The sequence below is a fragment of the uncultured Nitrosomonas sp. genome (assembly GCF_902826915.1).
GTDB lineage: Bacteria > Pseudomonadota > Gammaproteobacteria > Burkholderiales > Nitrosomonadaceae > Nitrosomonas.
In genome coordinates, this window is sequence record NZ_CADEGP010000027.1 from 19,488 (window position 1) to 32,777 (window position 13,290).

General features: G+C 43.2%; 16 protein-coding genes. 15 read left to right on the forward strand and 1 reads right to left on the reverse strand.

The window, feature by feature from the left end; translation table 11 throughout:
* Positions 1 to 48 precede the first annotated feature (48 nt).
* The 15 genes from QZV86_RS06585 (at position 49) to QZV86_RS06655 (ending at position 11,715) form a co-directional block, all read left to right on the forward strand.
* Complete coding sequence (locus tag QZV86_RS06585) at positions 49 to 1,236, forward strand: SAM-dependent methyltransferase (protein WP_295625214.1); 1,188 nt, start codon at positions 49 to 51, stop codon at positions 1,234 to 1,236.
* A gap of 227 nt (positions 1,237 to 1,463) precedes the next feature.
* Complete coding sequence (gene hisC, locus QZV86_RS06590; protein WP_295625216.1) at positions 1,464 to 2,549, forward strand: histidinol-phosphate transaminase; 1,086 nt, start codon at positions 1,464 to 1,466, stop codon at positions 2,547 to 2,549.
* Between the two features lie 41 nt (positions 2,550 to 2,590).
* Entirely contained in the window at positions 2,591 to 3,178 is a 588-nt protein-coding gene (hisB, locus tag QZV86_RS06595) for an imidazoleglycerol-phosphate dehydratase HisB (RefSeq protein ID WP_295625218.1), read from the forward strand.
* 25 nt (positions 3,179 to 3,203) lie between these two features.
* A complete protein-coding gene (gene hisH / locus QZV86_RS06600; RefSeq protein WP_295625220.1) occupies positions 3,204 to 3,848 on the forward strand; it encodes an imidazole glycerol phosphate synthase subunit HisH in 645 nt (214 codons plus the stop codon).
* A 53-nt stretch (positions 3,849 to 3,901) separates the two neighbouring features.
* Positions 3,902 to 4,657 carry a 1-(5-phosphoribosyl)-5-[(5-phosphoribosylamino)methylideneamino]imidazole-4-carboxamide isomerase gene (hisA, locus tag QZV86_RS06605; RefSeq protein WP_295625222.1) on the forward strand — a complete coding sequence of 252 codons (756 nt, stop codon included), beginning with the start codon at positions 3,902 to 3,904 and terminating at the stop codon, positions 4,655 to 4,657.
* A 70-nt stretch (positions 4,658 to 4,727) separates the two neighbouring features.
* Positions 4,728 to 5,501, forward strand: coding sequence for an imidazole glycerol phosphate synthase subunit HisF (gene hisF, locus QZV86_RS06610; protein WP_292920760.1), 774 nt, complete (start codon positions 4,728 to 4,730; stop codon positions 5,499 to 5,501).
* A gap of 53 nt (positions 5,502 to 5,554) precedes the next feature.
* Positions 5,555 to 5,947: a phosphoribosyl-AMP cyclohydrolase gene (gene hisI, locus QZV86_RS06615; RefSeq protein ID WP_295625225.1), complete on the forward strand. Its 393-nt coding sequence runs from the start codon at positions 5,555 to 5,557 to the stop codon at positions 5,945 to 5,947.
* Positions 5,944 to 6,270 (forward strand): phosphoribosyl-ATP diphosphatase, encoded by a 327-nt coding sequence (locus QZV86_RS06620; protein ID WP_295625227.1) that lies wholly within the window; start codon positions 5,944 to 5,946, stop codon positions 6,268 to 6,270. The genes hisI and QZV86_RS06620 overlap by 4 nt, the downstream gene beginning before the upstream one ends.
* Before the next feature lie 3 nt (positions 6,271 to 6,273).
* Positions 6,274 to 6,624 (forward strand): histidine triad nucleotide-binding protein, encoded by a 351-nt coding sequence (locus QZV86_RS06625; protein WP_295625229.1) that lies wholly within the window; start codon positions 6,274 to 6,276, stop codon positions 6,622 to 6,624.
* A 32-nt stretch (positions 6,625 to 6,656) separates the two neighbouring features.
* On the forward strand, positions 6,657 to 6,989 hold the full coding sequence (tatA, locus tag QZV86_RS06630; RefSeq protein WP_295625230.1) for a Sec-independent protein translocase subunit TatA: 333 nt from the start codon (positions 6,657 to 6,659) through the stop codon (positions 6,987 to 6,989).
* 76 nt (positions 6,990 to 7,065) lie between these two features.
* Positions 7,066 to 7,461 carry a Sec-independent protein translocase protein TatB gene (gene tatB, locus QZV86_RS06635; protein WP_295625232.1) on the forward strand — a complete coding sequence of 132 codons (396 nt, stop codon included), beginning with the start codon at positions 7,066 to 7,068 and terminating at the stop codon, positions 7,459 to 7,461.
* A gap of 76 nt (positions 7,462 to 7,537) precedes the next feature.
* The gene (tatC, locus tag QZV86_RS06640; protein WP_295625234.1) at positions 7,538 to 8,326 is read left to right on the forward strand and encodes a twin-arginine translocase subunit TatC; all 789 of its coding nucleotides are present in this window, start codon (positions 7,538 to 7,540) and stop codon (positions 8,324 to 8,326) included.
* A 127-nt stretch (positions 8,327 to 8,453) separates the two neighbouring features.
* Positions 8,454 to 9,068, forward strand: a complete 615-nt coding sequence (locus QZV86_RS06645; RefSeq protein WP_295625236.1) for a hypothetical protein — start codon at positions 8,454 to 8,456, stop codon at positions 9,066 to 9,068.
* A 20-nt stretch (positions 9,069 to 9,088) separates the two neighbouring features.
* The gene (locus tag QZV86_RS06650) at positions 9,089 to 11,485 is read left to right on the forward strand and encodes a heavy metal translocating P-type ATPase (protein ID WP_295625238.1); all 2,397 of its coding nucleotides are present in this window, start codon (positions 9,089 to 9,091) and stop codon (positions 11,483 to 11,485) included.
* 20 nt (positions 11,486 to 11,505) lie between these two features.
* The gene (locus QZV86_RS06655) at positions 11,506 to 11,715 is read left to right on the forward strand and encodes a heavy-metal-associated domain-containing protein (protein ID WP_295625240.1); all 210 of its coding nucleotides are present in this window, start codon (positions 11,506 to 11,508) and stop codon (positions 11,713 to 11,715) included.
* Positions 11,716 to 11,795: 80 nt separating this feature from the next.
* Here the strand turns inward: QZV86_RS06655 and aroG are convergent, their stop codons facing one another.
* Positions 11,796 to 12,854 (reverse strand): 3-deoxy-7-phosphoheptulonate synthase AroG, encoded by a 1,059-nt coding sequence (aroG, locus tag QZV86_RS06660; protein WP_295625242.1) that lies wholly within the window; start codon positions 12,852 to 12,854, stop codon positions 11,796 to 11,798.
* Positions 12,855 to 13,290: the final 436 nt, after the last annotated feature.

Below are 13,290 nucleotides of genomic sequence, written 5' to 3' on the forward strand. Positions count from 1 at the left end.
GCTAAACTATTTGCTTTTGCAATTTACCACAAAGAAACTTTCTTGCTTATGTCTTTACATACCGCCTTTCCATCTCCCAATGAAATCGCATTGGCTCACAGCCACTCAGTATTGTCACTGATCAAAGAACAGATTCTTGCTTCAGGCAGTTGGATTTCCTTCGAACGATTTATGAATCTGGCGCTGTATGCACCTGGTATGGGCTACTACAGCAGTGGCGCGACTAAATTAGGCAGTGCCGGGGATTTTGTCACTGCGCCAGAAATTTCTCCGCTATTTGGTCGCACACTGGCACTACAGTTATTGCAAATTTCTCAACATCTTAAACATGCTGAAATTCTTGAGTTCGGCGCAGGATCAGGCAAGCTAGCACTCGATATATTAATTGAACTGGAAAAAGCCGCTGAGTTACCGGAAAAATATTTGATTCTGGAAGTAAGCGCTGAACTGCGCCAGCGACAACAAATGCTTCTTGCTAGCAAGATACCTCACCTCATGCATCGTGTGGAATGGCTGGATCAGTTACCCGATCAATTTAATGGCGTTATACTTGCCAACGAAGTACTGGATGCAATGCCGGTGCATTTGGTCGCTTGGCATGATGGTGTCATATTCGAACGTGGCGTAGTCTGGCAAAACAATCAACTCGCTTGGCAAGATCGCCCCTTACAGAATACCGATCTTTATGCAATTTCCAGTCAAATAACGCCACAAATTAACCCAGACAGCCATTCAGACTTTGAATATGTTAGCGAATTTAATCTTGCCGCCGCCGGTTTTATGCGCAGCCTAGCAAAATGTCTTCACCACGGCGTTATTCTATTGATCGACTATGGATTCGGACGTAATGAATACTATCACCCACAGCGCAACCAAGGCACATTAATGTGCCATTACCGCCACCACGCCCATGACGATCCATTTTATCTCCCCGGCCTGCAAGATATCACCAGTCACGTTGATTTTAGTGCAATCACACATGCAGCGGTTGATAGTGGTCTGGCACTTCTGGGTTACACAACTCAAGCTTCTTTTCTGATCAATTCTGGCATTACCAAAATTCTTGCACAAACATCCGCTGAAGATACTATTCGCTACCTGCCACAATCCAATCAATTGCAGAAACTGGTCAACCCTGCTGAAATGGGCGAATTATTCAAGGTCATCTCTTTTGGAAAAAAATTTACAGAACCGCTTATCGGGTTTAATACTAGAGATATGAGCCGCTTGTTATGAAAATCCGATAAAGAACGGCTAATGATTGCTCTTATATTGACGTCTTATCACAAGAGAAAAGCACAGAAATAAATGAGTTATAAGCATTAATTGCACCAAACCGATTAAGTAAATATCAAAGTGAGTTTCACAAACCAATGCAGAACCTGATCGTTTAAAAAAACGATCTGTCTGCATTCCGCGTTGTTCCCACATCTTGCCGTTAGATTGAGTTAAAATAGGCACCCATGAGTAATTCACATCTTCCCGAACATATTATCCGACCGGAAATCCTTGCACTCTCCGCTTATCATGTTCCACCAGCTGCGGGCATGATTAAATTGGATGCGATGGAAAACCCATACCCATTATCGGCGGAACTACGTGACGAGATTGCACAACTGGCAGCAAATGCACCAGTAAATCGTTATCCCGATGCTAGTGCAGCTTTGCTTAAAGAAAAATTACGTCAGACTCTGGCGATTTCCGATGACATCGATATTCTGCTTGGCAATGGATCAGATGAAATCATTCAAATTATTGCGATGGCAGTCGCCAAGCCCGATGCAGTATTAATCAGCGTGGAACCTTCATTTGTGATGTTCCGGATGATCGCTACATTCGCAAATATTCAATATGTTGGAGTGCCATTAAAACAGGACTTCTCGTTAGATATGGATGCTATGTTGGCTGCGATTGTTAAATATAAACCTGCTGTCATTTTTCTGGCTTACCCTAATAATCCAACAGGGAATCTTTTTGATTATGCAGAGATCATAAGCATACTACAGACTACTTCTGGCATTGTAGTAATTGACGAAGCCTATCAAGCTTTTGCTGACGTAAGCTTTATCAATGAATTAAACCATTATCCCAATTTATTATTGATGCGTACGTTATCCAAATCAGGGCTAGCAGGCTTAAGACTAGGATTATTACTGGGAAGATCTGAGTGGTTGATACAACTGGAAAAGATGCGTTTACCTTATAACATTGGCATAATGACGCAAATAATCGCAGAAAAAGTATTACACCATACTTTAGTTTTAGCGGAACAAGCACAAGCCATCAAATTAGAACGCACAAAAATGAGTACTTTTCTCTCTACCATAGAAAATGTTAAGGTGTATCCTTCGAAAGCTAATTTTATTTTGTTTCGAATCCATGCCGCCACTCAAATTTTTCAAGCACTAAAACAACACAAAATATTAATCAAAAATTTAGATGGCACTCATCCTTTATTAGAAAACTGTTTACGTGTAACTATAGGTACACCGGATGAAAATTCTCAGTTTTGTTCAACATTACAAACTATACTGAGTAAAACAGTTTAAAATCAACTTTAAATTCGTTATCTTACTCAAGTTTTCTCCCTATGCGCAGAGTACAAGTTATTCGTAACACACTAGAAACTCAGATCAACATTAATCTGAATTTGGATGGAACAGGCAAATCTACTCTGGAAACCGGGGTGCCATTTCTCGATCATATGCTTGATCAAATTGCTCGTCACGGCATGATCGACCTTGAAGTGGTCGCTAAAGGCGATTTACATATTGATGCACATCATACTGTTGAAGATATCGGTATTACTTTAGGCCAGGCACTGACAAAAGTAGTAGGAGATAAAAAAGGGTTGCGCCGCTATGGTCACGCCTATGTGCCACTTGATGAGGCGTTAACACGCGTAGTAGTGGATTTATCAGGTCGGCCAGGGTTGGTATTTAATGTTGATTTTACCCGTGCACATATTGGTGATTTTGATGTCGATCTGATTCATGAATTTTTCCAAGGACTAGTGAATCATGCCTTGATAACTTTGCATATCGACAATATATCTGGAAGAAATGCGCATCACCAGGCTGAAACTGCATTTAAAGCGTTCGGACGGGCATTACGTATGGCCATTGAGCTTGACCCAACAGCGGTCGGAATTATCCCATCCACCAAAGGCACTTTGTAAGCAATTTTTTCAACTAAATCATTGTATGACTGATATCGCAATTGTAGATTATGGAATGGGAAATCTGCGTTCCGTTCACAAAGCATTAGAACATGTTGCACCTAGTTTATCGGTTACAGTAACGGGCGATCCGGATATCGTGCGAAAAGCGAAACGTGTCGTAGTGCCCGGACAAGGCGCGATGCGTAACTGCATCCATGAACTTGAGGCCCGCGGGATACGAGAAGCCGTAATAGAAGCGGCCACTCACAAACCCTACCTCGGTATTTGCCTCGGTTTACAAATGCTATTTGAAGAAAGCGAAGAAGGAAATGTCAAAGGCTTAAACATTCTACCGGGAAAAGTCATGCACTTCCCTGCTGCAGCCATGACGTCATCGAAAGGACAGAAACTCAAAGTACCTCACATGGGGTGGAATCAAGTTTATCAAGCCATTAAACATCCATTATGGGAAGGTATTGCAGAAGATGCACGTTTTTATTTTGTACACAGTTATTATGTCAACACCTCTGTTGGTGCATCAATCGCTGCGCAAAGCAATTATCCGTTTCCATTTACTTGTGCCATTGCACAAGATAATATTTTCGCGGTACAGTTTCATCCAGAGAAAAGTCAATCAGCGGGATTAACTCTATTGAGTAATTTTACTAAATGGACACCGAATTTCTAAAATCAAATGTAGTAAACTGACCTTTTTAATCAATTATTAATTCTGATTAAGCTATGCTGATTATTCCTGCAATAGATCTTAAAGACGGCCACTGTGTACGACTGAAACAAGGAGTTATGGAAGATGCAACAGTGTTTTCCAAAGAACCTGGCGAAATGGCCGCGCATTGGTTAAGCCAAGGTGCACGTAGACTCCATCTTGTCGACTTGAATGGCGCATTCGCCGGCAAGCCAAGGAATGAAGCCGCGATCCTTGAAATTGTTCAGTCTCTCGATGGCCAGATACCGATTCAATTGGGCGGTGGCATTCGCGATCTTGATACAATCGAACGTTATCTTGACGATGGCATCTCCTATATTATCATCGGCACTGCAGCCATCAAAATACCCGGTTTCTTGCAAGACGCCTGTAACGCCTTCCCGGGGCAGATTATGGCTGGACTGGATGCAAGAGATGGCAAAGTGGCGGTTGATGGCTGGTCCAAGATTACCGGCCATGACGTCATTGACTTAGCCAAAAAGTTTGAAGGTTATGGAGTAGAAGCAATTATTTACACGGATATCGGCAGAGATGGCATGCTCAACGGCATTAACATTGAAGCAACTATTGAATTAGCCAGAGAACTCACCATACCGGTCATTGCCAGCGGCGGCATTACCAATATAAATGATGTTCAGAAACTGTGTGAAATTGAATCCGAAGGGATTATCGGAGCCATCACTGGGCGCGCCATCTACGAAGGCTCTCTGAATTTCAAGGAAGCTCAGGTTTTGGCTGACCAATTGAGTAAAGATAACGGCATCTCATAACCCCCCCTCTCTTTTAAAAAATTAATACCGTGCATTTTACTTCTTTACCTACAATCGACTTTTTACACTGATGAGTCTCGCAAAACGTATTATTCCATGTTTGGATGTAACCAATGGACGTGTGGTTAAAGGTGTTAATTTCGTTGAACTGCGTGACGCAGGCGATCCGGTGGAAATTTCGCGCCGCTATGATGAGCAAGGTGCCGATGAACTCACTTTTCTAGATATTACAGCCAGCTCGGATAACCGTGACCTAATTCTACACATTATTGAAGATGTCGCTACGCAAGTATTTATTCCTTTGACAGTTGGTGGCGGCGTACGACAGGTTGAAGATGTGCGTCGCTTGCTAAATGCCGGCGCTGATAAAGTAAGCATTAATACATCGGCGATTCTAAATCCACAACTGATAGCTGATGCAACCGAGCATTACGGCGCTCAATGTATCGTAGTGGCAATTGACGCCAAACAAGTGAATTTGCCCGACAATCCACCTCGCTGGGAAGTTTTCAGCCATGGAGGACGCAAAGCAACAGGCATTGACGCTGTGGAATGGGCCATAAAAATGCAATCTCTCGGTGCCGGTGAAATTTTACTTACTAGCATGGATAATGATGGTACACGTGGCGGCTTTGACCTTTCTTTAACCCGCGCAGTATCCGATGCTATCGATATACCCGTGATCGCCAGTGGTGGCGTCGGCAATCTAGATCATCTGGTTGCTGGCATTCTACAAGGACACGCAGATGCCGTATTGGCAGCCAGCATTTTTCATTATGGCGAATTCACCGTGCAACAAGCGAAACAATATATGGCACAGCATGGCATAGAAGTACGATTATAATGTTAGAATTATAAAGACTTGATAAATTTAACATTATAAGTATTGCACATTTTATGCCTCCTGATATTTGGCTTAGCAGAATTAACTGGTCCGAGGATGGATTGATACCAGTCATTGCGCAAGAGGTAGAGAGCGGCACCGTTCTTATGGTTGCGTGGATGAATCGAGAAGCACTTAAGTTGACGGTAGAAAAAGGTGAAGCGGTATACTGGTCACGTTCACGCAAAAAACTCTGGCATAAAGGCGAAGAATCTGGTCACATTCAGAAAATAAAAGATATTTTTCTTGATTGTGACGAAGATGTATTACTTCTTATTGTAGAACAAATCGGCGGAATCGCCTGTCACACTGGCAGACACAGCTGTTTCTTTCAGAAATTAGAAGGCAATAGCTGGATTTCTAATGCGCCTGTTATCAAAGATCCTGATGAAATTTATAATAAATGAATGACATAACTATTCTTAGCCGCTTGGCACAAACTATTGAATCGCGCAAATTGGCTGAGACAAACAGCTCTTATGTAGCTAAGCTGTTTCAGGGCGGACAAGATAAAATACTCAAGAAAATTGCTGAGGAATCTGCTGAAACTATCATTGCATCTAAGGATGGCAATACTGATCAGATTATTTATGAAACCGCAGATTTATGGTTTCATTGTATGATACTACTCTCTTTCCACAAACTCTCACCCGACGATGTATTAAAAGAATTGGAAAGGCGTGAAGGCGTATCGGGCATACAAGAAAAAGCTTCAAGAACATCGGATTAAATTATGGAAAATTGTATTTTCTGCAAAATTGTAAGAAGAGAAATACCTTCCGATAAAATCTACGAAGACGAAAATCTTCTTGCCTTTAATGACATAAAACCTGCTGCTCCTATCCATTTCTTATTAATTCCCAAACGGCATATAGATTCGCTCAGTGATGTTCAAGACATTCATCAGAGTTTGCTTGGAAAAATGCTATTATTAGCTCCACAACTAGCAAAAGATCGGGGATGTGAAAATGGTTTCCGCACTATCATTAATACTGGCCCGGTAGGCGGGCAAGAAATATTTCATTTACATTTCCATATCATCGGTGGTCGGGATCGTTTGCCTGGAATGATTCACTCAGGTTGAACCAGTTCCGTTCCATTTAATAGGAGGAAGCAATGGGTGCATTTAGTATTTGGCATTGGATTATTGTACTGGCTATTGTCGTTCTGGTATTCGGAACAAAGAAATTACGTAATCTGGGTGGTGATTTGGGAAGCGCCCTGAAAGGCTTCAAAGAAGGAATGAAAGATTCGGAAACCGGGAATCCAACCACATCATCCGCCAATCAGACAGTTTTAGAGGTTACTACCAACAAAGAAGCTGCTCCCAATGACATGAAAGACAATAAATCAGGCGCTGAAATGGGCAGCAACGCATCGCAGCCAATGGGTGTTAATAGCCAGACCGACGACGCAGAATTCAAGGAAAGAACTCAAACCAAAACCTAAAAATCAATTGTATATTAACTACTGTGTCTGGTTTTGATCGAACTTCTATTCATTCAATTTCTATCAATGAGGCAACATGTTTGATATTAGCTTCATGGAGTTACTGATTATTTCTATGATTGCATTGATCGTGATTGGACCTGAACGGCTGCCAGTTGTTGCTCGAACAATAGGCCATTTGTACGGGCGTTGTCGTAATTTTATGTATGGTATCAGAACTGATATTCATAATGAAATGCGCATGGAAGAACTCAAGAAAATGCAATCCTCTGTGCAAGACACAGTAGAATCACTTGAAAGTTCAGTTCAACAAAGCGTAGAACAACTGAAAACTACTATTACGAATGATACCCAGACAGAGGAAGAATCACCCAAAGACATGGCTGCGCCTCAATCGCAGTTAAAATCCCGGCAGTCAGAACTAGACGACAATCAAACTTCGCGCACTGCTGATGCACAGAAAAAGAAATAGTAACCTGCAGTGTATTGATTGGAAACTCATCGACACTTTTTCACATTGTTGGTCCCACAACTTTTAATATAAACCGATGCTTGAAGGCTCATTCCTATCTCATTTAGTGGAATTACGTACCCGGATAATACGTATTCTGGGTGTACTCTTGATTGGCTTTATACCCTGTGCATTTTTTGCGCGGGAACTGTATACCGTGCTGGCACAACCCTTGCTGGAAAAACTTCCACAAGGGGGACAAATGATTGCCACGGATGTAGCAACACCTTTTTTTGTACCCATGAAAGTTGCTATGATGATGGCCTTTGTCATTACATTGCCGCATACCTTATATCAAATATGGGCTTTCGTTGCTCCTGGGCTCTATTCCAACGAGAAACGCATGGCGCTACCGTTAGTTATTGGCACCAGTCTATTGTTCTTTACTGGTATGGCATTCGCATATTTTGCCGCGTTGCCGGTGGTATTTGAGTTTATTACTTATTTTGCACCGGAAGGTGTGGCGGTAATGACAGACATCAGCAAATACCTAAGTTTTGTTTTGTCCATGTTCATGGCTTTTGGGGTCACCTTTGAAGTACCCGTCTTTGTCATTGTTTTAGTCAGAGCAGGCGTAATCACTATTGAGAAACTCAAAGAAATACGCCCTTACGTCATTGTCGGTGCATTTATCATTGCTGCTATTTTCACCCCCCCTGATGTTATTTCACAATTTATGCTAGCGATACCCTTGTGCCTTCTCTATGAAGTAGGAATATTCATCGCAGCATTAATGATCAAGAAGCGTAACCAGGTAATTCATTCAGACACTTCACCTGGATCTAAGCAAACCGCTTCAGAGCAAAAGGACAGCTCAAAAGATTAGGTTGACAATGCACATGTCAGCAAACATTATGTGCTGACAGAAGTCATAATAAAATGAAACCATCCCGATCTCGTTTAATCTAAAAATTGTAAATTGATTGTGATCTGTATCTTGAAGGAGATTGGCGATGTCAAACAAACACCATGCTGCTGGTTTAAAAGTATTGGTTATTGCGATGAGTCTTGTTGCTGGCGCATCCTATACTAGTTTTGTCTTCCCACAAGCAACGAATATTCAGCATAACTATCCATTGCCACCGGGAGCTCAAAATCTGATGCCCCAATCTTTACCAGAAACCCCACCGGATCTAAACAAACCGCCAAGAACCATTCATCGAATTGGCACAGCAATTAGCGCACCACGAAACAGTATCAGCATTAAAAGTACCGACGCTGGAGCTATTCGCCGACAGCCGACAGCATCTGGGTGCACTAACTGTGGAATTATCAATTCCATCGATAAAATCGGACAAGGATCTAGTATGAATGCAATCGCAGGTGGAATTGTTGCCGGAACTGTCGCTCGGGAAATCATTCGCCAAACTCCTTATTCTCATCCGCATGGCACAGATCATCCACAAGTGATCGGCGGCAATCATGAAAGAACCGGGCATCAGCACCAGATCGGAATCACACTAGATGATGGCAAACAAGCAATTATCGCACTTCCTGAAGGAACAAGCTTTCAGCAAGGAGACAGAGTGAAATGGGTTGACGGAACACTAGTACTAGATCGCCAATAGCCAAACTCACTGGAAAAATATTGAATACATCCACTCTCAGACAAATTGAATTGCCTATCGAAGGCATGACATGTGCTGCCTGCGCCGCGCGTATAGAGAAGAATCTAAATAAACTCTCGGGCGTTCAAGCCTCAGTCAATTTTGCCAATGAAAAAGCACATGTGAATTATGATGCAAACCAAGTAAATGCAGGCACGCTGATTAATACTATTGAGCATGCCGGTTTTCATATCGCGCCAAGATCGGTGCAGCTACAATTGCACAAAATGACCTGCACAGCCTGTGCCGGGCATATTGAGAAGGCATTGCACAAACTGCCCGGCGTCACAGCCACTGTCAATGTCGCAACAGAAACCGCCAAAGTCAATTTCATCCCAGGCTTGGTAACTATCGACAACTTAATTGATGCGATCATCAAAGCTGGTTATGAAGCCAATGAAATCAGTGACTTCGGCCATGCCGAAGAAAAAGCACGACGCCAAACTGCCTATCAAGCTGAATTACGCTTATTCTGGATTTCAGCCATCCTCACATTGCCATTAGTGCTTCAAATGGGCGCTATGTTCACAGGTCATGAGATGGATATGCTTCCACATGAACTGCAATGGCTATTGGCTACTCCGGTACAGTTCTGGATTGGACGCCGTTTTTATATTGGTGCCTGGCATTCCCTGCGTAGCGGCGGCGCCAATATGGATGTATTGGTGGCGTTAGGCACTAGCATGGCTTATTTCTTTAGTGCTGCAGTCACCCTATTTAGATTGGATCAACATGTTTATTTTGAAGCCAGTGCGGCCATAATCACCCTTGTTGTACTGGGTAAATTAATGGAAGCGCGCGCCAAAGGAAATACATCTGAAGCCATCGAGGCATTGATCAAGTTGCAGCCTAAAACAGCTCGTATTGAGCGTAACGGAGAGATCTTCGAAGTACCTGCAAGCAGCTTGCAGGTCAATGATATCTTTATTGTACGCCCCGGTGAAAACTTACCCGTCGATGGGGTTGTGATCGAAGGGTCTTCCAGCATTAACGAATCCATGCTAACTGGCGAAAGTTTGCCCGTTGACAAGCAGGTTGGCGCAAAAGTCTTTGCCGCCACGATGAATCAGCAAGGCTTGCTTAAATGTCGCGCAACCAGTGTCGGCACACAGACCCAACTCGCCGCAATCATCCATCTGGTCGAAGAAGCTCAAGGATCCAAAGCACCGATACAACGCATGGCCGATACTATCTCAGGAATTTTTGTACCTGTTGTCGTCATGATCAGCATCGTAACTATGGGAATAACTTGGTGGTTAACTGGCAGCTTTGTGACGGCTCTTATCAATGCAGTCGCAGTCTTGGTCATCGCTTGTCCATGCGCATTGGGTTTAGCAACGCCGACTGCCATTATGGTTGGCACGGGACGTGGTGCGCAGATTGGCGTCTTGGTGAAAAATGCAACAGCATTAGAGCATGCCGAGAAAATTCAAACCCTCATTATCGACAAAACCGGTACCCTTACCGAAGGCAAACCTGAAGTTACCGACATCGTAGCGTCGGAATCCGTTAGCAAGCATGATTTGCTGCAAATTGCAGCTTCCCTGGAACAAGGCTCCGAACACCCACTGGCACGGGCTGTGCTTGATTGTGCACAAAAAGAAAATTTGCAGATTCAACCAATCAATAATTTTACTGCGATTACGGGCAGCGGCATTACAGCTCAATTACATGATACAAAATATCTGCTCGGCTCTCCAAAATTTCTAGAACAGCACGACATCGCCATTGATGAGCAACAAATCTGTAGCTTGCAAACCGAAGGAAAAACCGTTATTGGTGTTGCCTCCGTTACTCAAGACGCTGGTAAAGTGCTTGGTTATTTGGCTATTGCAGATCAACTGCGCTGCACCTCCCTTGAAGCAATCAAACAGTTGCAGTCCATGGGGATTGAAGTCATTATGTTAACTGGCGACAATACTGTAACCGCAGAGACAATTGCCAAGCGTACCGGCATTACGCAATTTCGCGCTGAGGTATCGCCGCAGGATAAAGCCGCAGAAGTAGAAAAAATAAAAGCCAGTGGAAAATTCACGGCAATGGTCGGCGATGGTATTAATGACGCACCCGCGCTCGCTGCTGCGGATGTTAGTTTTGCCATTGGTGCCGGTTCGGATGTCGCGATTGAAGCTGCCGACATCACTTTAATTCGCAATGATCTGACGAGTGTCGTTGATGCCATTTCTCTGTCACGTGCCACACTTCGGAAAATCCGCCAGAACCTATTTTTTGCCTTTATCTACAACACGCTGGGAATTCCATTGGCGGCCATTGGCATGCTCAATCCGGTCATTGCAGGTGCCGCTATGGCTATGAGCTCTGTTTCGGTAGTCGCCAATTCATTACTATTGAAACGTTGGCACACCAATCATGAATAATCTTTATTAGGGTGAATACGATGCAAACTGCCACTATCATAATAAAAGGCATGACCTGCATGGGTTGTGTTAACAGTGTCAAAACAGTTCTCAATAACCTGTCAGGAATAATCCAAGCGGAAGTAACCCTCGAACCTGCGCAAGCGAGCATCCAATATGACTCGAACAATATTAATGTCGACCAAATTAAAGCAGCTATTGTTGATGTGGGCTTTGAAGTGATGAATTGAAAATCCATATCATTGAGTCGCACCTAAAAAGCAGATAGTCAACGCTAGTTGTTTGCCATAACACCGCAGGCTATAAACAATTATTTTCTGCGCGTTTCTACCGCTGCGGCAAGCTGATGCAGCACTTGTTCGGTCGTATCAAAACCGATGCAACCATCCGTAATACTTTGCCCATAAACTAATTCTTCGCGTTTCTTGCCATCCACTTTTTGGTAGCCTTCAACCAAATGACTCTCGATCATCACACCGCAAATAGCACGGTTCCCATCTGCAATTTGCCCTGACACATTAGTTGCCACTTCTGTTTGGCGATGGAAATCTTTGTGACTATTAGCGTGACTGAAGTCAATCATTAATTGTGGGGGTAACTTGGCTTTTTGTAACTCTTCCACTGCAGAAGCAAGACTATCTGCATCATAATTTGGTTTACGTCCACCGCGCAGGATAATATGACAGTCTTCATTGCCCTTGGTAGCAAAAATAGCTGTGTGCCCTTCTTTGGTAACCGAAAGAAAATGATGCGGACGAGAAGCCGCGCTGATTGCATCAATTGCAATATTCAAATTACCATGTGTGCCATTTTTAAAACCAATCGGACAGGATACACCGGAAGCCAATTCGCGATGCCCCTGACTTTCGGTGGTGCGTGCGCCAATGGCTGCCCAACTGATCAGATCGGATAAATATTGCGGGCTGATAAGATCAAGATACTCGGTTGCTGCAGGCATGCCAATCGTGTTTAAATCCAACAATAAGCGGCGCGCCATCCTAAGTCCCTTGTTGATATGAAAGCTATTATCCAGATCAGGGTCATTGATTAACCCTTTCCAACCGATGGTTGTGCGTGGCTTTTCGAAATACACTCGCATCACGACATGTAACTGCTGCTTCAGTACCTCGCGCAAATGCTTTAAACGCGCTGCATATTCCAACGCTGCATCGACATCGTGAATAGAACAGGGGCCGACAACGACCAGCAGCCGATCATCCTCACCATGCAAAATCTGATGCGTCGCCTGCCGCCCTGCGTAAACGGTTTCAGTTGCTATTTCCGTCATGGGGTATTCGCGATGAAGCTCTACTGGTGGAGTAAGCTCGTGAACGCCGATAATGCGCAAATCATCGGTCTGGTATTTCATAGAAAAATCCTTTTTTGTGACTTATAAATATTTGAGGGTGAAGTTTCATTTTGTGACAAATCATGCCGAGCAAAAAACAGCACGTATTTTAACCTAAGCAAGAGATTTCATCAGAACATGAACTATTTTTTCAGAAATCTAAACCAAAAGGTGGCTTCAAGTTTGAAATGCAACGTTTACAAAGGTCTCATTTAATATTCGAATTAATTTGAAGTTCAAACCAACGACACAAGTACATGCCCCATTACAGCAGCATCTACTACTAAAAGAATAGAAAATAGCTATTCAAACTTCAATTTCGGAAAATCACATACAAATAACGTTATTGGTTTGGATTTAAAGTTATGCTTACTAACTCAGTTTAGCGCCTGATGTGTGCGAAGGAGCTATGATTATTTCTGGTGTATGACAAGTGAGGAGAAAGCGGTGTAGCCTG